Raw genomic sequence first — 21,126 nt, 5'->3', positions numbered from 1 at the left:
GGTCTTACCTTGTTAAGTAGACAGTTTAAAAGCCTAAGCAAACAACCAGTATGAATCGGTAGTCTACCGGAGCATACTGGTTGAGTTGTTTTTTTAAACCTTATATTTTTTAAAAGCGCTAATCGTTTGTTGACTTATTTCAACGACCGATAAAGTTATAAAAATTTGCGAACTTCCATTTTATATTTATTCATTTTGGAAGGGTTGGTTCTTCCTTTGTTCCTCTTCTGCGAGAAACTCCAAAAAGACATTCATTGCAGATAGCGGCTGCTCATTTACCTTTTTATAGTAATTACTTTTCCTGGCATCGGTTAAATAGTTGCTTTCTTTCATTCTCTCCAGCATATATTTTTGGCTCATTTTCACTATTTCTTTTTGGTTGTGTTTGTTTTCCTTTAAAAGGGCAAATCCTATAGCACCCACTAATGCATATATTGCAAGTGCAATTTTAGAGATTGGATATGAGTCATTTTTAAATAGAAGAAAAAATAGATTTATGATGGAAAACCCTATCATCACGGTTGAAAAAAAACCGTATTTCATATTTTTCTTCAATAATGGAGACAGTTTTGATTGAAGTTTTTCGATTTCGGCCTGCATGAAACGCGGTATATTATTTATCTTAATAATCATTGTGTCCTCCTTAATATGCATACTATGCGATTTGTATTGGTTACCTTTTGTTTAATTTCATGGTCTTTATCTTTACACCAACCTATTTAAGAAATCAGGAAAAGGAACCTAATTGTCTATATCTTATCGCTTAGTTCCTTATTTGTCATTTATTATACTTTAATAGTAAGTAATCAATATGGGTAATAAAGCAAAAAGAGATGATAGAAAGATATGATGTTCCTAAACTTTAAAAAAGAAGTCTTGTTATTATAAAAAAAATTTGTTAATATCATAAAATAACTTAATGACCGATTTGTTCAAACGGTCAGTTCGAGGTGATATATGTCAATTGACAGGAAAAAGTTAATATTAGAGGCTGCGACAAAGTCTTTTTCACTCTTTGGTTATAAAGCTACAACTATGGAACAAGTAGCGAAAATAGCAAATGTCGGCAAGGGGACCATCTATACTTTTTATGCGAATAAAGAGCAATTGTTTAAAGAAATTGTGTTACGAATGATTGAAGAAATGAAATATGAGGCTGAGCAGTCAATTAAACCAAACTTAACCTTTTATGAAAACCTGCATAGTGCACTATATCGAATCTTAGAATTCAGAAAGGAGCATCAATTATCACTGAAGCTATTTCAGGAAGAAAAAGAAATGGGAACGCCAGCAGTTTTACAAATGTTAAATGAATTAGAAATAGAAATCATTTCCTATATTAAGGGGAAAATTAAAATAGCTATCGAAAAGAAAGATATTTCTCCATGTAATCCTGAAATAACAGCTTTTATCATGTTGAAGATTTATTTAGCACTTATATTCGATTGGGAAAGAAATCATAAACCACTTGAAAAAGAAGAAATAGCAGAACTATTTCAGTTATATTTGTTTAACGGATTGGCTGTCACTCCTGATAGTCCTTATTATTTACAAAAAATGACCAAATGAATTAATCGGTCAATTATTCTTAGGGGGAAATTCTTTGAAATCTAGTTTAATAAAACAGGAGTTACTTGGCCTGTTTAAAAATAAAAAACTGCTTATCCCAATTATCGCAATTCTATTTATTCCTATCTTGTATAGTGGTATGTTTTTATGGGCTTTTTGGGATCCGTATGATCGCCTAGAAGATTTACCAGTTGCCATTGTAAATAACGACACTGGTGCTAAGTTAGAGGGAGAAGAATTAAAACTCGGTGATGAATTTGTAGAAAAACTGAAGAAAAGTAAGGATTTTAATTTTCAGTTTGTTGATCGTAAAACGGGCTACAAAAACTTAGAGGATCAGAAATATTACTTACTAGTAGAAGTTCCAGAGAATTTTTCGAAAAACGCGACGACGTTAATGGATGATAAGCCGCAAAAACTTGAATTAAAGTATGTTCCAAATGAAAGCTTTAACTTCTTATCAGCTCAAATAGGAGAAACAGCTGTTCAAAAAATCCAAATGGCTCTAGCAGAAAAAGTAACTGAGACATATGCAGAAACGATGTTTGACATCATAACAGAAATGGGCGAAGGGTTTCAGTCAACGGATGAAGCAGCTGGGAAACTGAAAGATGGAATCCTGGACGTTGATAATGGTGTAAAAACTTTAGAAGAAAAATTAACATCATTAGCTGAGAAACAAGTTGAATTTACAGGTGGAACTAAGAAAGTTCAGGACGGTACCGTTGAGTTACAAAAAGGAGCACAATCACTTGCTGATGGTTTAGGGCAGTTATCTAACGCTCAAAATCAATTGATTGACGGAGCGAAAAAGGCAGAAGATGGGGCAGGAAGCCTTCAAGCAGGTATAGAAAAAGCTCATTCTGGCATTGGTACAGTTGAAGCGAAGATGAATGAGGTTGTTTCGGGTACTGAAAAAATCCATGATGGAAGTAAGCAGCTTACTGGTTACTTACAAAAGCTTGAAACAGGTGCAAATAGCGCAGCTAATGGGGCATCAGGATTGAAAGAAGGAGTTTCTACCCTTCAATCGCAATTAGAACCGTATATGGGAGCTTTACCTGAAGAACAGCAAGCAGCTTTGAAGCAAGCATTTGCACAACTGTCAGAAGGTGCAACAAAGCTTGAAGCTGGGAATAAAGAGCTTGCAAGTTCTGCAGGTCAAATTGAAGCAGGTTCAGCTAGTCTTTCTGAAAATATTGCCACACTGAATAATGGGCAAAAAGCTCTTCAAACAGGTGTTTCTCAATTAAATGAAGGAGCAGTTCAATTAGCAACAGGGGCAGCTCAATTAAAAGAAGGTCAATCTCAATTAAGAGTAGGACTAGTAACTTTCGGTGAGAAATTATCAGAAGCAAAAACTGGTAGCCAAAACCTCGCTGCAGGTTCAACGACACTTGCAGATGGAGTCAATCAACTTACAGCAGGATCGGCAGCATTAGCTGATGGATCTAGTCAATTAGCTGATGGATCTAGTAAAATTGTAAGTGGAACAAGTAAGTTGGCAGAAGGGTCGACAGAGTTTAAGGATAAAATTAATAAAGCTGCAAAAGATTCTGCAGATATTAATGCTGGTGAAGAAACGTATAACATGGTTGCAGAACCTGTTAAGGTTGAAAAAGAGAGTATCAATAAAGTTCCAAATTACGGAACTGGTTTTGCCCCTTACTTCCTATCATTAGGTTTGTTCGTTGGTGCCCTATTACTTTCAATTGTCTTTCCATTAAGAGATCCGATTGGAATTCCGAAAAACGGGTTCACTTGGTTCTTAAGTAAATTTGGCATTATTGCTTCAGTAGGTATTATCCAAGCAATTATTGCCTCAGGATTAACTTTAGTACTGCTTGATATGGAAGTGAAAAGTGTACCGTTATTCGTAATATTCTCGATTATAACGAGTTTGGTATTCATTACATTGATTCAGTTGCTTGTAACAACAATGGGAGATCCAGGTCGTTTCATCGCGATAGTTATCTTGATCTTGCAGTTAACGACAAGTGCTGGAACATTCCCACTTGAATTGATACCAGAACCATTACAAATATTCAATAATTGGTTACCGATGACTTTCTCAGTAAGAGGATTTAAAGAAGTAATATCAAGTGGTAACTTTGGTTTAATGTGGCAAAACGTCTATGTTTTACTTGGCTTTACAATTGGTTTTATGATATTGACACTGCTTTACTTTGTCGTGAAGCATAAGAAAAGCTATTCAGGAGTAAGCGAAACTACTGAAAATTAAACACAAAAAAAAGAACGATTCCTTTTAAAGGAATCGTTCTTTTTTGCTTGCAGTAGAAGAATAAAATCCATATTTAAATCTAGTACATAAATGAGATTCGTGCCCTCTAATCTCGATTAATTAGTAAATTTTCTTTTTATATATAGCTCCAAAGCTTTACCTATCTTTTACTCTGGTTTATTTCTGCATCCCAATTCCACCAGGGACAATACGCTAAAATGTAACGCAATCTAAAATAGTAGAAGGCGTTACATTTTTTTTCAATTGAATAGGAAAACTCTTTCGTCCATATACCTCACTTTTCTCGATTGCATCAGTGAATGGCTCCGGGAACGTGAGTGAAGTAAACTTTTTCACCAATTCCGTTAAGGCAATGTTAGCTTAAAAGGCGCAACGATACAGAAATGATTACCGTGTCCAAAAACAATATGAGGATTTAGATTACGGTGAATATCAAATTAATGAGCTCGTTCAAATACGTTTTCATCTTGATTAGCTGTTGCAAGTAGAGCTAATACAATTTGTTCTTTTTGTCAGAGTTTACCTCATATTAGAGTGGGCTAAAAACTAACATGATAAAAAATCTTCATCCTATTATTCTGATAGGCAACAAGTCTTTTTTTTATGGTAACATTGTCCTTATATGGTATGATAGATATGAGTGTGTTGGCTGTTGATAAACTTGGAAATAGGCTAATTATGTATTTTTCTGTATAAACTACGAGACTATTGTGGTGTTTTATTCATTTAAATCGAGTTTTCGTACGAATCAATATATAATTAGAAAGCGAGAAATTAGATTCAAAGATTAAGGAGGGACATAGAATGATGGAATGGGCGTTAGTCATTTTGTTTGGTGTAGCAGTTTTACTGTTCATTTTGTCGTTTATTAAAACGGATTCAATAAAAGTGGATAAACAATTAGAACAGTTTTCTAGTACTTTTGGAGATGAAGTAAATCAACTACAAGAAAAAATACGAAAAATCGAGATAGATGCTGAAATTACAGCACAAGAGACAGGCATTTTTGCAGGTTCTTCTGAACAGCGGCTCTTGTTACGTGAGGTTCTCGACTTACATAAGCGCGGGTATTCATTTGAAAGCATCGCATTGAAAACACAACAGTCAGAAAATGAGATAGAACGCTTGCTTACTCCTTACATAAAAACAAATAATGAAAGGAGTAATGTTGCCAATGACATCTAAATCAATGCGCAGCTTTGCAGGAGGTCTTATTGTTGCGGCGGGTTTGTGCGGTGCAGTATACTTCTTTGGTCCCAGTGAAGCGACCGGAACACAGACTTCAGAGAAGTTGTCAGAAGATGATATGAAAGATTTGCTATCTTCTGAAGGATATGTCATACATTCAGAAAAAGAGTGGGAAGATCAGATTGCTGAAACGAAATCCATTAAAGATAAAGCGAAAACAGAAACAACAGAAAAGGTCGTATACCGTACAGTTCTAAAAGTGTCTAAAGGTTCGACAAGTATTGACGTTGGTAAAACCCTTCAACGAGCAAAAGTCATTAAGAATGCAAAGGATTTTTCTGATGAAGTTGAAAAGAAAGGTAAGGCCAACGGATTACGTCCTGGAACATATGTGGTAGATAGTGAGATGACGACAGAAAAAATTATCTCTACCATTTTTAAATGAACAAATTTTAAATGCAATATTTTCACAAAAAACGACTATTTTATAAAGATAGTCGTTTCAGTTTGTAGACAAAAGGGGTTCGGAATGTTTTAATTCCGGACCCCTTTTGAAATTCCCTTTGAATTTTGCTCAAGATTAAGAGATTGGGCCTCTACGAGCCCACTTTATTAAGCCATTCTTGGACCTTGCCATGTCCAATTGGCTATCTTCTTTAAATTCATGGCAGCGAAAGTAAGCATCGCCTGCATCGACAATTTTTTAAGTCCCCTTAAAGTAGTCCAACGCATACCATGCTTTTCTTTTGCATCTGCGAATACACGCTCTATTGTTTCTTTACGTTTCGCATATATAGGTTTTACATCCTTGTGATGACGCAGATGATCTGCTTCTTCCATATAATTTTGCCAGATATGGCGTGTCACCACTTTTTGATGGTCTTTGCTTACTGTACACTGTGATAAAAATGAGCATGTCGCACAAGTGTGTTTGGGTGATTTGTACTCGCGATAGCCCTCTTTATTTGTTGTTGAGTACTTTAAAATCTCGCCCGATGGGCAGAGATAACAATCAAAATGTTCATCGTAAACATAGTCATGCTTGCGAAAGAACCCTTCTTTTGTTCGTGGACGTGTATAGGGTAAAGCTGGTGTGATTTCTTTCCCAAAAAGGTAGCTTGTAATGGCTGGTGTTTTGTAAGCTGCATCTGCGGCAACAGCTTCAGGTTTTCCAACTTTCTCAATCACTTGTTCAACAAGAGGCTCTAAGATATGACTATCATGCGTATTTCCCGGTGTTACAATCGTCCCCAGCACAAAACCGTTGCGGTCCGCAGCCGCATGAAATGAATAGGCAAACTGTTTTGTTCGTTCATCTTTTACATAGTAGCCACTCTCAGGGTCAGTTGTACTTTCTTTAATTTCTTTGGTTTCTTCTTTATCAAATTTATCCGGTGGAAAAGGCTTCTTTCCATTGTTTTCACGATCTTGATTTATTTCTTCTTGAAGGCGTCCTTGATATGCTCGTGTTTCCTTACGAACGATTTTCTTTTCGAATTTTCGCTTATTCGCACTGGCTTTCACATGTGTTGAATCAACGAATACGTGCTCTGCACTTATTAACTTTCTTTCTGAAGCTGTCATTAAGATACGATAAAAAATCCGTTCAAACAGGTCTGTATCTTTAAAGCGACGCTCATAATTTTTCCCGAACGTTGAGAAGTGAGGTACTTTATCATGGAAACCGTAACCTAAAAACCAACGGTAAGCCATATTCGTTTCAACTTCTTCAATCGTTTTACGCATCGAACGAATACCGAAGGTATATTGAATGAATGTCAATTTAACTAAAATAACTGGCTCAATACTTGGGCGCCCTATCTCTGAATACATATCTTTCACCAAGTCATAAATGAAAGTGAAGTCAATGGCTCCCTCAATTTTACGAACCAAATGGTTCGCTGGCACCAGTTGATCCAAAGTAATCATTTCAAGTTGATCTCGCTGAATAGAATTATGTTTCGAAAGCATCGTCATCACCTCAAGTTTTAATACTTCTATATTAAAACAAAAAGGACTGTAGGCAAAAGTGGCTATATCTAATTGTTAAAACAAAGTTGATTGGAACGGAAGGTGCGAGACTCCTGCGGGAAATGCGTGAAGGGAGACCCCACAGGCGCAAAGGCGCCGAGGAGGCTCCCTGACCGCCCGCAGAAAGCGAGTGCCTGGAGTGGAAATCAACGTCGAATTTTTACACCCCCTCAAAAAAACTGTAGACAAACTCGATTTTCATCGAGTTTGTCTACAGTCTGAAACGACTATTTTATAAAGATAGTCGTTTTTTATATTCCACTATAATAATATCCAGGTAAATAATTGGAATCAATATTAGGTATTTCCACTTGAATGCGAAAAGGGAGGTTGCTGCAGCACCCTTTATCTAGGGGATCTAATGGGTCAGGATACTTGAAGAAGGTAATGCATATATTCTGAATGATTTAAATGTTTATTCTTTTTATTAAAGAGGCTTGATAAAATGAAGAAATACTTTAAACAATGAGAGGAGAAAAATATGCAGAGCGTAGTTGATAAAATAAATAATTGGATAATTAAGGTCCCGAATGAGTTCAGTGGGATGTCTGAATTAGAGGTGTCACAAAGACCTATGCCAGATAAATGGTCAAAAAAAGAGATTTTGGGCCATTTATGTGATTCTGCTATTAATAATCTTGAAAGATTTATCAAAATTCAATATGAAGAACAACCATTTGCCCTTACCCCATATAATCAAGATCAGTGGGTGGATATACAGGATTATCAAGATATATCAATTGAAGAAATAATAAATCTATGGTGTGGCTTAAATAAAAAAATAATAAAAATTATTGCTAAGACGCCTTATGAAAAATTAGCGTATCAATGTGATATTGGTAATAATCAAATGAAGACTCTCGAGTGGCTTATTCAAGACTATCTTGAACATATGGAACACCATTTAAAAAATCAGGTTTTCAATTAAAGAACGATTCTTAATAATTCAACCTATATAGTTAACCCTCTTTGTAGGTGCAAGAGGGTTTTTTACGCAATAATTTGTTGTATTAAAGGGCGTGATAATTAAAGTACCGTTTTTTCTTATTCAAATAATGGAAGGATAATTGAATATAAAAGCATTAGGTGCTCCTTTAAAATAGGACATGTGTGACGACATTTCCTGCTCTAATATTCCCATTCTTCTTTCGATTCTAGAAAAGAATCGACTGATTCATCCAATAATCTTTCCCGATTTGGGTCTTCATTGACATCTGTATCCACTTCCATTGCTTGTTTAAGTATGTCGTATGTATCAATCTTTTTATTTAATCGATTAACTTGATTTTTATGTGGGACTGGATTAAGGCTATTATTTTCTTGATTTGGCATATATTCTCCTTTTTTAACAGGTATTTTATATTAGTATGAACAATTGATCCAAAATAAAATCCAATACTTTTTTAGATGGATTATATTTCATCTTCTTTCACGAACTAGTTCCTGAATCAATGAGAAAAGATTCATTAACAATCGGAGCTGTATATGTGGCAGCTTTTTCTTATTGTGCTAATTTGGCAGGTTAGCATTCCTATAGATCGTTATTTTTCGACTTTGAAAAAAATAGGGCTCCTAGTAAGGTATGAGTATAATCTAACTCAAAACTAAGGAGGAATTCTATGTAATTTTCCTGTTTATGAAGATGGCGAATTCTATTTTGTAAAAAAATAAGTGAACGTGGAAGAGGTACCAGCATCCGATCAATATTCAAAGGAAATCCGCGACCTTTTACAAAAAAATACACGGCAGGATGAAAGATTATAAGTTCATACCAAATATTCATCAAACGGGCAATAAAGCTCAATAAGACGTTTGTTAAAACTTTTTTTAAAGAATTGAATTTTTCATAAAGATATTACCTCCCTAATGAAGAGGTGTTTATAAAATGGGGAAGATGGAAATACCAACTGATGGAGAGGTTGCTATTGGCCCGCGTAAATCAAAATGGATTGAATGAAGGGTTCATTTTGTATACCGTTGTGGGAGGTACCTGTTATTTTACAGTATAAGGGAGGAAAAACATTGAAAATTTTTCGTTTATATGTAGTTGGATTCATTTTCGGAACGCTCTTTTTGGCTGGATGCAATAATACAGTCGAACCGGAAGAAACTGGGAGTACGCCAAAACAACAATTAGAGGAAGCAAATCCAGTTACTAATATGAAAGAAAATAATGGGACAAACAAGGCTATTAAAAATGGAGTCAATACTGTACTTAAATCGATAAGTACCTTGGATCAAGAAGTAAATGCGAGGGCTGACTCAGCTAAAATTCAGGAAATTGGCAAAGAAATTAGTTCTAGCTGGGATACGATTGAAAAGCAAGTAGAAGATCAGTACCCCGATTGGTATGAGAGAATTGAGAAAAACCTTTATCCTTTAATTGGTGAATCTGGAAACCCGGTTAAAAACGTAGAAAAAATCAAACAGTTCTCTAAAGCAACAAAAGCAGATTTGCAGTCCTTTATGGAAGACGTGAATAGGTAATTTCTAATATCAGGCTTATTTCCAAAGGAGAATTTATTTGCTATTTGGAAGTAAGTCCTTTTTTTATTGAAGGAATAAATATACGTAGTATATGAATAAGAAGGATGATCTTGTTCTCAATAGAAGTTCGGTATCCGGATAATGAGTTTTAAAGATTGTAGGTGGAGGACTGGATTATTTTAATCATTACTTTCTTTTTCTCCATTATCTTAGCGGGAATCATCAGATCATCATCTGGTGTATTCATAGTTCCGTCCATTCTTTGACCTTTGCAAAAAGTATCATAATAAAACGGTTATTTTCGATGTTTACTTATGGAAATCTTAATGAAAATTCCCCTAAGATATATCATCGAAGGGGAATATGAAACATCACATCTAACTATTTTACATTTTTTATAGGATGCTTTCTTCTTAATTCAATGATTTAGAAGGAGGGAAGGTTATGTTTCCAAGAATGACATCATTTTTAGCACCGGTAGCCTTAGGAACGTTACTAGGGTTACCATGAAAAGTCTCATTTGCAAGGAGAGCAAATGCCACAGCTTCTTTTGCTTCAGAAGAGTATCCCAATTCTTCTTGAGTCAAGACTTGAATAGAATTTCCAAGTAATGACTGGATCATTTCCAATAACGTTTTATTGTAGCTGCCACCACCACCAATAATTACTTCTTCTATTTTGGTTATTGGAAAGATGTAAGCGCGATAGTTCTCCACAATAGATTTTGCTGTAAACATCGTTACAGTTGCTAAAATATCTTGGCTGGGAAGTGATTCAAACATTTTTAATAGCTTTACTACATATTGCCTACCAAACAATTCTCTACCTGTTGATTTTGGTGGAGGGCTCATAATATATGGGTGGCTGAAACAATATGATAAAAGCTCTTCATTAATTAGTCCTTGTTTAGCGATTTTACCACCTTCATCATATCTTAAATTAAAAAGTTGGCGGCATACTTCATCAATAATCATATTTCCAGGTCCTGTATCAAAAGCATACATGTCATTCAGAGAAGCTTGCTTGGGTAAAACAGTTACATTTCCAATGCCTCCTATATTTTGAAGCAATCTTCCCTTCGTTTCACTTCTATAAAGAATATATTCAGTAAAAGGAACGAGAGGAGCTCCTTGTCCTCCTGCAGCCATGTCCATCGTACGAAAATTAGATATTACAATTGTGTTTGTATCGTGGGCAATTACTGCAGGTTCCCCAATTTGTAAAGTTGAAGGTACCCAGTTTTGTTCTTGCAAAGGCTGATGGTAAATAGTTTGTCCGTGGGATCCTATAAGATCCAACTGTTCAATAGGGAGTCCAGCTTTCTCGCAAACTTCCTTTGTTGCATCTGAAAATAATTTTCCTAGCTTAAAATTCAAACTACAAATTAACTGCACATTTGATGTTTCTACAGACAAAGACTGCATAATTTCTTTTTCAATATCTTTTGGAAAAGGATATGTTATGAACTCAATCATTTCTATTTCAGTTTTTAGTCCAGTATTATTCACACGAACAAGTGCTGCATCAATTCCATCTAATGATGTTCCAGACATTAATCCTACTATGTACATTGTCATTCCACCTACTTTTAATTGTCTATTAAAATCCTAGTTAATCAATAATTTTCAAGAATAAAATTATACTAAAGTTGAGGCCCCTTCTAGCATGGTTTTAAATGTATAAATTTCGTCTTTTGTAATGTCCTCAAGGATTTATACTTATTCTAAAACGCTTACAAGATTTTTTTTCATTTATTTCACACTTAAAATATATTTTGATGATTATTTTATTCTTATTTTAATCTGTTTTGTTTGTTTGCTTTCATTGTGAGTACGGTCTAAGGCAGTCACAACATATGTGTAAGTCTTTCCTTTTTGTACAGTGTGATCAATAAATAATTGACTTTTCTTTTCTTTATGAACTGTAGCCAGTAAGTTCGTTGAATCTTCTATGTTTCCTTTTTTCTTCCCATCAAAACGATAAATTGCATAATATGATGCATCTGAATGCTTGTGATCTTGAATTTCAAATTGGATTCCAGCACCTGTTTGTTTTGACCTGCTAACATTTGGAGCCTTTGGAGCATTATTATCTATCCAAGGCATTGGTGGAACTAATGCGGGATATTTATAAATGTCGTTGCTTAAACGATCTGCTACTCCAAGGGGATTTTTACGTAAATCTTTTGCACTGAAATGCATGCTTCCATCAAATTCTTTATATGTTCGATTTAATTTTAACTGGTTTGGCATTTCTTCTGGATTAAACCAGTTTTGTACACCGTTAGACTCTGTATTTATTTTATAATCAGCTTGTCCAATATAGAGCTGAACATTTTTACCTTTGACTTCTTTTGTCCACCAATTAAGTAGCTTTGCATAGTCAGCTACTGGCAATCCAATATTCCAATATAATTGTGGGGCAATATAATCAATGTATCCATTATTAATCCATGTTCTTGTATCCGCATATAAATCATCGTAATTTGTTTGTCCAGCAGCAGTGTCAGATCCAGTGGGATCTACTGCTTTGTTACGCCAAACTCCAAATGGACTAATACCAAACTTCACATATGATTTTTCTGCTTTGATTTCTTCATTAATATGCTTAACAAGATTGTTTACATTATCCCTCCGCCAATCTTCTACATTTGTAAATTTACTTGCACCATATTTTTTGTATGAAGCTTGATCAGGGAAAGGGACACCCTCAATTTTATAAGGGTAGAAATAATCGTCCATGTGAACTGCATCTATATCATAATTCTCAACAACTTCCATAATACCGTCAATCACAAATTGCTGTACCTCAGGAATACCCGGGTTAAAGTACAATTGTTGTCCATATGGTATGACCCAATCTGGGTGCTCTCTAGCAGGATGAGATTCTGGTAGTTTATCAAGGTCTGAGAGTTCAGCCGTTTTTCCTAAAGGCATAGTAATACGATACGGGTTGAACCAGGCGTGAAATTCCATATTTCGTTTGTGGGCTTCTTCAATCATGAATGAAAGAGGATTGTATCCTGGATTTTTCCCCTGAACTCCTGTTAAATATTGTGACCAAAGACCATATTCAGAAGGATAAAAAGCATCAGCAGTGGGTTTGATTTGCATAACGACAGCGTTCATACCCATTGCTTTTTGTTCATCCAAATATTTTATAAATTCTTCTTTCTGAGTTGAAACTGATAAACCGGGCTTTGAGGGCCAGTCAATGTTTAACACACTTGCAATCCAAGTTGCGCGCAGTTCCTGTTTTATATAAGCCGTTTGTTGAGGGATAGACTCGGATTCTGCACTTACAATCAAATTAGATGGCAGGAGAAGCGATCCCCCCACAAAAGCAGCTATTGCCAATGAACCTAATTTTCTCTTTGAAATTCTTTCATTCATCAATAGTACAACCTCATTTCTTAATATTTATTTATATATGATCATTTGTAAGCGGTAACAAATGATGAATATACTTACTTGTCATCTAAATGAATAGAGGATAATTTCTAAACTATAAAAAGGTCATTTAAAAATACAAAGGTTTGATTAATGAAATAGCTAGTAGCTTTTAGGATAGAACAACATATTTAGTAGAATATTAAAAATTATTAATTTATATTATGTTTATTTTAAAATTAATTTTTAGAAAAGTATACACATTATTGAAATTAATTTTTAATAGTGTTATATTCTCTATAGATTAAGAAATTTCGAAACTTTCACTAATGATAAAAAAGGATGATATGTATGCTAGAGCATTTAACGACAGAGTGTCGTAATGAAAAGACTATGTGCTTAGATGAAATGAAAACGATTGAATTTTTAGAGGTGATGAACGATGAAGACATAAAAGTTGCTCATTGTGTAAAAAAAGAACTTCCGCAAATTTCAAAAGCTGTGGAGATGATCGTTGCAGCAATGAATAAGAACGGAAGATTAATCTACATGGGTGCTGGAACAAGTGGACGAATTGGTTTATTGGATGCCGTAGAATGCCCGCCAACATTTAATACTGCTCCTAGTGAAGTAGTAGGTCTGATTGCTGGAGGAGAAAGCGCATTCATTAAGTCAGTTGAAGGTGCTGAAGACAGTTTTGAATTAGGTCCTGAAGATTTAAAGAAGATTCAATTAACAAACAAAGACGTTGTAGTAGGCATTGCGGCTAGTGGACGCACTCCATATGTTATTGCCGGTTTGGAATATGCCAATCAAGTTGGAGCAGGAACAGTATCGATAAGCTGCAACAAAGGTTCAGAGATAGGGAAAATTGCCAATGTTGCTATTGAAGTTGTAAACGGGCCTGAAGTACTGACTGGTTCTACACGGTTAAAAGCTGGAACATCGCAAAAGTTAGTATGCAACATGCTTTCTACAGCTTCAATGGTGGGAGTTGGAAAAGTTTATGGGAATTTAATGGTAGATTTACAACTGACTAATGAAAAGCTAGTTGAACGTGCAAAACGTATTATTATGGACGCTACTGACTGCAGTTATGAAGTTGCAAATAAATTTTTAGAAAAGGCACATTCCCAGCCCAAAATTGCAATTGTCATGATTTTAACGAATGTTTCATATGAAGAAGCATCAAATCGTTTAAAAATGGCACAAGGATTCATAAGAAAAGCTATTTAAAGCTTTTTTATAAAAAAATAATAGGAGGAACAAAAAATGAGAGTATTATTCGTATGTTCAGGTGGAATGTCAAGTGCAATTGTTGTAAACGCTTTAAAAAAAGAAGGGGAAAAACAGGGTGTAAATATAGATGTATTAGCAGTTGGCACTCAAGAATTTGATTCAGAGGTTCGAAACGGTTGGGATGTTGCAATGGTAGCTCCTCAAGTCAAACATCGTTTTGATGGCTTTAAGGCTTCTGCGGATGAAGCTGGAGTCCCATGTCAAGTCATTCCAGCTCAAGCATACAGTCCACTTGGTGGCCCTACGCTATTAAAACTAATAACCGAACTAGTAAAAAAATAATCTAACAAGTATGTCTTAACTATTAAAAATTAAAAGGGGATAACACGAATGGACAAGTTTGTTGCTTTTTTAGAAAACAATCTTTCAACACCCATGGCTAAATTGTCTGAACAAAAACATTTACGCGCAATTCGTGATGGTGTGGTTTCTGCTTTACCATTCATCATCTTTGGGAGTTTATTCCTTATCATTGCATTTCCACCAGTTGCAGCAGACACTGCATTAGGTGAATGGGCGGCAAAACATATAGCTGAAATTTTAATACCATATCGATTAACGATGTTTATTATGACGCTATATATTACTTTTGGTATAGGGTACAGTTTATCTCAAAGCTATAAATTGGATCCACTATCAGGAGGTTTACTGTCATTAGCGGCCTTTTTGTTCACAATAGGTGTAAAAATGATGGATGGTGTAGGGTTTGTTTTGCCAATGACAAATCTCGGAGGCCATGGCCTTTTTGTAGGAATGCTTGTATCCATTTTTGCTGTTGAAACTTTACGTCTATGTAAGACCAAAAATATTACAATAAAAATGCCGGATTCTGTTCCAACTTCAGTAGCCCGATCATTTGAAGCATTAATACCGGTTACAATTGTTCTGCTTGTTATGACCTTAATTACAGTCGTGTTTGCTGTTGATTTACATTCACTTGTTGATAAAGCGGTTGCACCACTTATTAGTGCAGGCGATACATTGCCAGGTGTATTAATCCCAGTGTTTTTGATTACATTCTTCTGGTCATTTGGTATTCATGGCGTATCAGTAGTAGGTGCCGTTGCTCGTCCAGTTTGGGAAGTTTACTTAGCTAATAACTCAGCAGCAGTCGCAGCTGGGACGGCAATTCCTCACGTAGCTCCTGAAACATTCTTCCAATGGTTTATTTGGATTGGTGGGTCTGGTGCAACCTTGGGGTTAGTAATTGCTATGCTCTTAACTGCAAAATCTACTTATAGTAAAGCCATGGGGAAAGCAACAATTGTTCCAAGCATTTTTAACATCAATGAACCAGTTATCTTTGGGATGCCAATTGTATTAAACCCAATATTGATTATTCCATTTATAATAACACCACTAATTGGTGCGACACTTGCATATATAGCAACGTCTATTGGGCTAGTAAACCCCACATATGTAATGGTTCCCTGGACATTACCAGCGCCAATAGGTGCCTATCTTTCAACAGGCGGTGATTGGAGAGCAATTATTCTCGTGCTGGTGAATTTAACAATCTCAGTTGTTATTTATCTGCCATTCTTTAAAATGTACGATAAAAAGCTTTTGGCACAGGAAAACATGGTAGAAACAACAGATAATAAAAATATCGCTTTATAAGGAATATCTGAAAGGGAGTTTGGGACTAAAAGCTCCAAACTCCTTTTAATATAATAGAGAGAGGGAGAATAAACATGAATTCAACAACCAGAATTCACTTTTTTAGTTACAAAAGTGCCTTTCTATTTTTTAGTTTTATTCTTGTTTTTAATTTTATCTTTAACACATTAATGAATGCCTTTGGGATAGATAAACAATTATCACTGTACTTAGGAAATACCTTTGCCATAAGCGCAGGATTGACGATTGTTATTATTTTGGTTGAAGGTAAGTTTAAAAACAAGAAACAAGCGACACTTTTGTTCTTGTCTTTATTAGCAGTAAGCGCACTGGTTTGTTATGCAATTATCTATGCGTAAATGAAAAATTGCAGGCTTTTTTTGTTAAATAAATGCTTACTATGAGGTGTTAGGAAAATGGAAATGAAAAAAGGATTAAAAATTGCCACAATTGGAGGCGGCTCTAGTTATACACCAGAATTAATAGAAGGTTTTATTAAACGTTTTGATGAGTTACCTATTAGAGAACTTTGGTTAGTGGATATCGAAGCAGGAAGAGAAAAACTTGAGATTGTAGGAACCTTAGCAAGGAGAATGGTAGAAAAAGCAGGAGTTCCAATGGAAATTCATCTAACATTAGACCGCCGTCAAGCATTGCATAATGCTGATTTTGTCACAACGCAAATGAGAATTGGTTTACTTGATGCACGAGTCAAAGACGAGCGTATCCCATTGGAATTAGGATTAATTGGTCAAGAAACCAATGGTGCAGGAGGTTTGTTTAAGGCACTACGAACCATACCTGTTCTTCTAGAAATCGCAGAAGAAATGCAAGAGCTTTGCCCCAATGCATGGTTAATTAACTTCACAAACCCAGCTGGAATGGTAACGGAAGCTCTTCTCCGTTACAGCAAGCATAAAAAGATCATTGGGGTATGCAATGTCCCATTTAATATGCATATGTCTATTTCTAAAATGTTGGGTGTTGAAATGGAGAGAGTACACATAGATTTCGCTGGGTTAAACCATATGGTATTCGGGATTCATGTGTTCGTTGATGATCAAGAAGTAACAGATAAAGTGCTTGAAATGCTGGGTAATCCAGAAATTCAGATGACGATGAAGAATATTGCTCCTCTGGCTTGGAACCGAAGATTTTTGAAATCATTAGGAGTTGTACCTTGTCCTTACCATCGCTATTATTACAAAACACAAACTATTTTAGATGATGAGTTAGAAGCATTCAAATCAGGAGAAACTCGAGCTGAAATTGTGAAAAAATTAGAAGTAGGTTTGTTTGACCTATACAAAGATGAAACTCTTGACATCAAGCCTCCACAATTAGAGCAACGCGGCGGTGCTTACTATAGCGATGCAGCGTGTAATGTAATTTCTTCTATTTATAATGATAAAAAAGACATTCAAGTTTTAAATGTACAAAACAAAGGATCGCTTACTGAAATTGATTATGATTCAGCAGTCGAAGTAAGCTGTATCGTCACCAAAAATGGACCAATTCCTATGACAATGGGTAAATTACCCGTACAAGTACATGGCTTAATTCAACAAATTAAATCATTTGAAAGAATAGGTGCAGAAGCAGCAGTTACAGGTTCTTATGATAAAGCATTATTAGCTTTAACTATTAACCCCCTTATTCCAAGTGATGATCTAGCTGAATTGGTTTTACAAAAACTGTTAAAAGCGCATGAAGAATACTTACCACAATTCTTCAATCAAAATGGTCTGCCTAACATTTAGTAAATTTTCTCCAGTAATTCAAACTGGAATACTATAATCCAATCTTTTTAATGAGAATATTACTTTCATAATATATTTAAATAGGAGTGTAATTATATGTCATCTGAAATTAACAATAACGAAATGGAAATTTTTGAAATAATATCACATAGTGGAAATGCGAGAGGATTAGCATTTGAAGCATTGGCAGAAGCGGAAGAATTTAATTTTGAAAAAGCTGTAGACCTAATTAAACAAGCTGAGGAAGAATTAAATTTGGCCCATAAGACACAAACCAAGTTAATTCAAGCTGAATTGAATGGAGTTCCCAGTGAAAAAACTTTATTAATGATTCATGCTCAGGATCACTTAATGACGGCAATGAGTGAACAAAAACTAATTGAACATATGATTCGTATTATAAAAAAACTAGCCCCACAACAGTAAAAAAATAGAGGTGATTAAACTATGGGGAAACTTGGTATTTCTATCTATCCAGAACATTCAACCGTTGATAAAGACATAGAATACATTGCGCTTGCACACAAATATGGATTCAGAAAAATTTTTACTTGCTTGCTTTCAGTTGAAGGCGATAAAGAGAAGATTTTAAAAGAATTTAAAGAAACGATTTTGTTTGCAAATCAATTGAATATGGAAGTGATGGTCGATATTGCTCCTCGAGTATTTGGGGCGCTAGGTATATCTTATAATGATTTATCATTCTTTGCAGAGTTAGGTGCGTATGGAATTAGGCTAGACATGGGTTTTACAGGAAATGAAGAGTCCATTATGACACATAATCCATATGATTTAAAAATTGAAATAAACATGAGCAATGCAACAAAATATTTAGAAAATATCATGGATTACAAACCTAAAAAAGAAAATTTAGTTGGATCACATAACTTCTATCCTCATCGCTATGCAGGATTGAGCTATCCACATTTTATAAAATGCTGTGAACAATTCAAAAAGCATAATATTCACACGGCAGCTTTCATTAGCTCACATGCAGCGACGTATGGACCTTGGCCTATAACTGAAGGATTATGTACATTAGAAATGCACCGGGAATTACCCATTACTACACAAGCGAAGCACTTATTTGCAACTGGATTAATTGATGATGTAATTATTGCAAATGCCTACGCATCTGAAGATGAATTAAAACATCTTAGTATGTTAAACAGTGGCTTGATAACATTTAATGTTAATCTTCACGACACTATAACAGATTTAGAGAAAAAAATAGTATTGGAAGAATTTCATTTTTACCGTGGAGACGTATCTGATTATCTTATTCGCTCCACACAATCACGCGTAAAATATAAGAATGAAGATTTTAAACCAACATTCACCCCTGATATTAGACGTGGTGATATTTTAATTGAAAATGAGCTCTATGGACAATATAAAGGTGAATTGCAGATTGCATTGAAAGAAATGAAGAACTCAGGGAAAACAAATGTAGTTGGCCGATTAGCAGAAGAGGAAATTTTTCTGCTAGATCATTTGGAACCATGGGGGAAATTCCAATTCAATATTAATTAGAATCTTCAAAGAAGATAAAGGGAAGGAACAGTGATACTCCTTCCTTTTTTACTGAATAGGAGAATGATATGAGTTATATTATCGGTGTTGACGGTGGTGGCTCTAAAACCGAAGCAGTTGCTTATGATTTAGAGGGTAATAAATTAAGTGAAGGCAAATCGGGTTATGGAAATTTGCTTATAAATGAAAAACAAGCCATTGCTAACATTATTCAGGCAATTGAACAATGCGTAGCTCCTATTAATAATGGAAATTGTCACTACATTTGCTTAGGATTAGCAGGGTATGGAGGAGTTGAAAATCCACAGGGGATAAAAAGTGCATTAAGCAAGGCATTTAATACCCCATTTACAATTGTAAATGATGGAATTATTGCTCATGCTGCTTTACTAAAAGGAAAAGATGGCATTTTGACAATTTCAGGAACAGGTTCTGTAAGTATTGGAATTCATAATAGTATTGAGAAATTGGCTGGTGGCTGGGGACACATTCTTGGGGATGAAGGAAGCGGCTATTGGATTGCCATGCAGACTTTTATAAAAATGACGAAAGAAGAAGATGAGGGATTAAATTATAGCCATTTAACTAAGTTAATACTTACAAAACTTGGCTATCACAGTGTATTAGAACTGAAGAAATTTATTTATACCGCAACGAAAGCCGAGATTGCTGCATTTGTTCCACTAATTGTCCAACATGCAGAAACTGGCGATGATTTCTCGCAAAATATTCTTAGACAGGCAGGATATCACCTTTCTAAGAATAGCCTTGATGTTTGCAAGAAGTTGAATTTTAGTGAGAATGTTACAATTGCAATTAAAGGTAGTATATTGGCTAATATACCATTGGTGCAAAGCTCTTTTATTAATCATATTAAACTTGAAAAACCGGAAGTAAAACTAGTTTTAGAAGACGTATCTTCTACATTAGGTTGTTATTACATAGCATTGAAGCATATAAGTTAATTAAAGATCAAGGGAGAAAATAATATGCACGTTGAAAATGTTTTATTAAGAATTGAAAGTTTATTAAATCAATTGCCTAAATCAGAAAGAAAAATTGCACAATATATCTTAGAAAATCCAAAGGATATTATAAGAATGACTATACATGAATTAGCTTCTCAAGCCAATGCCAGCAGTTCGGCTGTAACAAGATTTTGTCATTCTATAAAAGTTAACAGCTTTTCAGAACTAAAGGTATCTTTATCATCTCTTATTTCGCAACCAGAGAAAAAAGGTTTCTATGACATTGAACCTAATGAAACAATAGCGTCCATTAAAGATAAAATAGTTTCTAACTCTGTACAAGCTATACAAGAAACCGCACATTATTTGGATGAAGCCGTTCTAGACAATATAATTGAAACCATGAAAAGTGCAGATGTAATTTACGTCTATGGAATAGGAGCTTCATGGCTCATTGCTGAAGATATTACACAGAAATGGTTACGGTTAGGAAAGATTGTAAGTGCAAATCAAGACCCTCATATTACTGCCACAGCGCTTGCTGCATCATCAAAGAATACCGTTTTTTTCTGTATATCTAATAGTGGAGAAACTGAAGAAGTTCTGCAACTTGTTGATATTGCTAAAGCATATGGTATTAAAACAATTGGTTTATCGCGATTGGGGAACAATGGATTAACTAAAAAAGTCGATATGTCTTTACACCATGTACGTGCACCAGAGGCTAAATTTCGAAGCGCAGCAACAAGTTCCCTGTTTGCACAATTTCTAACGGTTAGTATTATTTTCTATGCGTATGTTTCAAAGTTCTATAATGAGAATAAAAATGAAATTGAACGTTCAAGAGAATCTGTATTAAAATTCACAAAAAGAAATCTAGATACTTTAGAAAAGTGAATCTAATCTGCCGAAATTTTTTATCGTGTGTTTTTTACTTTCAAAAAGCATTGGTAGGATCAGGAATGATTTTACGCTATTTTAGCTTGAGATGATCCCGATCAGGATGCCTTTTCAAAATT

Annotated in this window: 20 protein-coding genes; 15 read left to right on the top strand and 5 right to left on the bottom strand. The window is 34.9% G+C overall.

From position 1 onward, the window contains the following. Positions 1-186: 186 nt before the first annotated feature. Positions 187-633, bottom strand: a complete 447-nt coding sequence (locus RE409_RS17480; protein WP_201185561.1) for a DUF5392 family protein — start codon at positions 631-633, stop codon at positions 187-189. Positions 634-957: 324 nt separating this feature from the next. Between RE409_RS17480 and RE409_RS17475 the strand changes: the two genes are divergently transcribed. The 4 genes from RE409_RS17475 (at position 958) to RE409_RS17460 (ending at position 5,465) form a co-directional block, all read left to right on the top strand. Further along, positions 958-1,569, top strand: coding sequence for a TetR/AcrR family transcriptional regulator (locus RE409_RS17475; RefSeq protein ID WP_201253683.1), 612 nt, complete (start codon positions 958-960; stop codon positions 1,567-1,569). A gap of 34 nt (positions 1,570-1,603) precedes the next feature. Next, positions 1,604-3,811 (top strand): YhgE/Pip domain-containing protein, encoded by a 2,208-nt coding sequence (locus tag RE409_RS17470; protein WP_201250723.1) that lies wholly within the window; start codon positions 1,604-1,606, stop codon positions 3,809-3,811. Between the two features lie 825 nt (positions 3,812-4,636). Next, positions 4,637-5,017, top strand: coding sequence for a hypothetical protein (locus RE409_RS17465; protein ID WP_242485398.1), 381 nt, complete (start codon positions 4,637-4,639; stop codon positions 5,015-5,017). Continuing rightward, the gene (locus RE409_RS17460) at positions 5,007-5,465 is read left to right on the top strand and encodes a hypothetical protein (protein ID WP_056524882.1); all 459 of its coding nucleotides are present in this window, start codon (positions 5,007-5,009) and stop codon (positions 5,463-5,465) included. Before RE409_RS17465 ends, RE409_RS17460 begins: the two co-directional genes overlap by 11 nt. Positions 5,466-5,632: 167 nt before the next feature. Here the strand turns inward: RE409_RS17460 and RE409_RS17455 are convergent, their stop codons facing one another. Then, the gene (locus tag RE409_RS17455) at positions 5,633-6,991 is read right to left on the bottom strand and encodes an IS1182 family transposase (RefSeq protein ID WP_309557850.1); all 1,359 of its coding nucleotides are present in this window, start codon (positions 6,989-6,991) and stop codon (positions 5,633-5,635) included. A 604-nt stretch (positions 6,992-7,595) separates the two neighbouring features. Between RE409_RS17455 and RE409_RS17450 the strand changes: the two genes are divergently transcribed. Then, positions 7,596-7,979, top strand: coding sequence for a DinB family protein (locus RE409_RS17450; RefSeq protein ID WP_242486914.1), 384 nt, complete (start codon positions 7,596-7,598; stop codon positions 7,977-7,979). 200 nt (positions 7,980-8,179) lie between these two features. Here RE409_RS17450 and RE409_RS17445 read toward each other — a convergent pair whose 3' ends face one another. Next, entirely contained in the window at positions 8,180-8,383 is a 204-nt protein-coding gene (locus tag RE409_RS17445; RefSeq protein ID WP_053346701.1) for a hypothetical protein, read from the bottom strand. 690 nt (positions 8,384-9,073) lie between these two features. Here RE409_RS17445 and RE409_RS17440 point away from each other — a divergent pair. Beyond that, on the top strand, positions 9,074-9,538 hold the full coding sequence (locus RE409_RS17440) for a hypothetical protein (protein ID WP_201185553.1): 465 nt from the start codon (positions 9,074-9,076) through the stop codon (positions 9,536-9,538). A 413-nt stretch (positions 9,539-9,951) separates the two neighbouring features. Here RE409_RS17440 and anmK read toward each other — a convergent pair whose 3' ends face one another. Both anmK and RE409_RS17430 read right to left on the bottom strand, forming a co-directional pair. After that, positions 9,952-11,109: an anhydro-N-acetylmuramic acid kinase AnmK gene (anmK, locus tag RE409_RS17435; protein ID WP_201185551.1), complete on the bottom strand. Its 1,158-nt coding sequence runs from the start codon at positions 11,107-11,109 to the stop codon at positions 9,952-9,954. A gap of 210 nt (positions 11,110-11,319) precedes the next feature. Then, the gene (locus RE409_RS17430) at positions 11,320-12,930 is read right to left on the bottom strand and encodes a glycoside hydrolase family 10-like protein (RefSeq protein WP_201185549.1); all 1,611 of its coding nucleotides are present in this window, start codon (positions 12,928-12,930) and stop codon (positions 11,320-11,322) included. 348 nt (positions 12,931-13,278) lie between these two features. On the opposite strand from RE409_RS17430, the gene murQ reads away from it, so the two are divergent. From murQ to RE409_RS17385, 9 genes are all read left to right on the top strand, one after another. Next, on the top strand, positions 13,279-14,163 hold the full coding sequence (gene murQ, locus RE409_RS17425) for an N-acetylmuramic acid 6-phosphate etherase (protein WP_309557849.1): 885 nt from the start codon (positions 13,279-13,281) through the stop codon (positions 14,161-14,163). Positions 14,164-14,199: 36 nt separating this feature from the next. Further along, a complete protein-coding gene (locus RE409_RS17420) occupies positions 14,200-14,508 on the top strand; it encodes a PTS sugar transporter subunit IIB (protein WP_056524858.1) in 309 nt (102 codons plus the stop codon). 48 nt (positions 14,509-14,556) lie between these two features. Further along, positions 14,557-15,846, top strand: a complete 1,290-nt coding sequence (locus RE409_RS17415) for a PTS sugar transporter subunit IIC (RefSeq protein WP_201185545.1) — start codon at positions 14,557-14,559, stop codon at positions 15,844-15,846. Between the two features lie 74 nt (positions 15,847-15,920). After that, positions 15,921-16,205: a hypothetical protein gene (locus tag RE409_RS17410; RefSeq protein ID WP_056524851.1), complete on the top strand. Its 285-nt coding sequence runs from the start codon at positions 15,921-15,923 to the stop codon at positions 16,203-16,205. A 57-nt stretch (positions 16,206-16,262) separates the two neighbouring features. Then, a complete protein-coding gene (locus tag RE409_RS17405) occupies positions 16,263-17,606 on the top strand; it encodes a 6-phospho-beta-glucosidase (RefSeq protein WP_309557848.1) in 1,344 nt (447 codons plus the stop codon). Between the two features lie 96 nt (positions 17,607-17,702). Continuing rightward, positions 17,703-18,032: a PTS lactose/cellobiose transporter subunit IIA gene (locus RE409_RS17400; protein ID WP_056524848.1), complete on the top strand. Its 330-nt coding sequence runs from the start codon at positions 17,703-17,705 to the stop codon at positions 18,030-18,032. Between the two features lie 21 nt (positions 18,033-18,053). Beyond that, positions 18,054-19,139, top strand: a complete 1,086-nt coding sequence (locus tag RE409_RS17395) for a DUF871 domain-containing protein (RefSeq protein WP_201250724.1) — start codon at positions 18,054-18,056, stop codon at positions 19,137-19,139. Between the two features lie 68 nt (positions 19,140-19,207). After that, positions 19,208-20,104, top strand: coding sequence for an N-acetylglucosamine kinase (locus RE409_RS17390; protein WP_201223839.1), 897 nt, complete (start codon positions 19,208-19,210; stop codon positions 20,102-20,104). A gap of 24 nt (positions 20,105-20,128) precedes the next feature. Next, on the top strand, positions 20,129-21,004 hold the full coding sequence (locus tag RE409_RS17385) for a MurR/RpiR family transcriptional regulator (protein ID WP_309557847.1): 876 nt from the start codon (positions 20,129-20,131) through the stop codon (positions 21,002-21,004). The last annotated feature ends 122 nt before the right edge of the window (positions 21,005-21,126 follow it).

Source organism: Peribacillus sp. R9-11 (assembly GCF_031345095.1).
In the GTDB taxonomy this organism is placed as follows: Bacteria; Bacillota; Bacilli; order Bacillales; family DSM-1321; genus Peribacillus; species Peribacillus butanolivorans.
This window is presented reverse-complemented; position numbering and strand designations above follow the sequence as displayed.

What these genes read in the sequence shown, in the direction of transcription:
- RE409_RS17460 (WP_056524882.1), top strand. Translation starts at nt 5,007, where the DNA reads ATGACATCTAAATCAATGCGCAGCTTTGCAGGAGGTCTTATTGTTGCG.
- murQ (WP_309557849.1), top strand. Translation starts at nt 13,279, where the DNA reads ATGCTAGAGCATTTAACGACAGAGTGTCGTAATGAAAAGACTATGTGC.
- RE409_RS17415 (WP_201185545.1), top strand. Translation starts at nt 14,557, where the DNA reads ATGGACAAGTTTGTTGCTTTTTTAGAAAACAATCTTTCAACACCCATG.
- RE409_RS17475 (WP_201253683.1), top strand. Translation starts at nt 958, where the DNA reads ATGTCAATTGACAGGAAAAAGTTAATATTAGAGGCTGCGACAAAGTCT.
- RE409_RS17385 (WP_309557847.1), top strand. Translation starts at nt 20,129, where the DNA reads ATGCACGTTGAAAATGTTTTATTAAGAATTGAAAGTTTATTAAATCAA.
- RE409_RS17445 (WP_053346701.1), bottom strand. Translation starts at nt 8,383, where the DNA reads ATGCCAAATCAAGAAAATAATAGCCTTAATCCAGTCCCACATAAAAAT.
- anmK (WP_201185551.1), bottom strand. Translation starts at nt 11,109, where the DNA reads ATGTACATAGTAGGATTAATGTCTGGAACATCATTAGATGGAATTGAT.
- RE409_RS17480 (WP_201185561.1), bottom strand. Translation starts at nt 633, where the DNA reads ATGATTATTAAGATAAATAATATACCGCGTTTCATGCAGGCCGAAATC.
- RE409_RS17390 (WP_201223839.1), top strand. Translation starts at nt 19,208, where the DNA reads ATGAGTTATATTATCGGTGTTGACGGTGGTGGCTCTAAAACCGAAGCA.
- RE409_RS17400 (WP_056524848.1), top strand. Translation starts at nt 17,703, where the DNA reads ATGTCATCTGAAATTAACAATAACGAAATGGAAATTTTTGAAATAATA.
- RE409_RS17405 (WP_309557848.1), top strand. Translation starts at nt 16,263, where the DNA reads ATGGAAATGAAAAAAGGATTAAAAATTGCCACAATTGGAGGCGGCTCT.
- RE409_RS17420 (WP_056524858.1), top strand. Translation starts at nt 14,200, where the DNA reads ATGAGAGTATTATTCGTATGTTCAGGTGGAATGTCAAGTGCAATTGTT.
- RE409_RS17450 (WP_242486914.1), top strand. Translation starts at nt 7,596, where the DNA reads ATGTCTGAATTAGAGGTGTCACAAAGACCTATGCCAGATAAATGGTCA.
- RE409_RS17430 (WP_201185549.1), bottom strand. Translation starts at nt 12,930, where the DNA reads ATGAATGAAAGAATTTCAAAGAGAAAATTAGGTTCATTGGCAATAGCT.
- RE409_RS17465 (WP_242485398.1), top strand. Translation starts at nt 4,637, where the DNA reads ATGATGGAATGGGCGTTAGTCATTTTGTTTGGTGTAGCAGTTTTACTG.
- RE409_RS17410 (WP_056524851.1), top strand. Translation starts at nt 15,921, where the DNA reads ATGAATTCAACAACCAGAATTCACTTTTTTAGTTACAAAAGTGCCTTT.
- RE409_RS17455 (WP_309557850.1), bottom strand. Translation starts at nt 6,991, where the DNA reads ATGCTTTCGAAACATAATTCTATTCAGCGAGATCAACTTGAAATGATT.
- RE409_RS17395 (WP_201250724.1), top strand. Translation starts at nt 18,054, where the DNA reads ATGGGGAAACTTGGTATTTCTATCTATCCAGAACATTCAACCGTTGAT.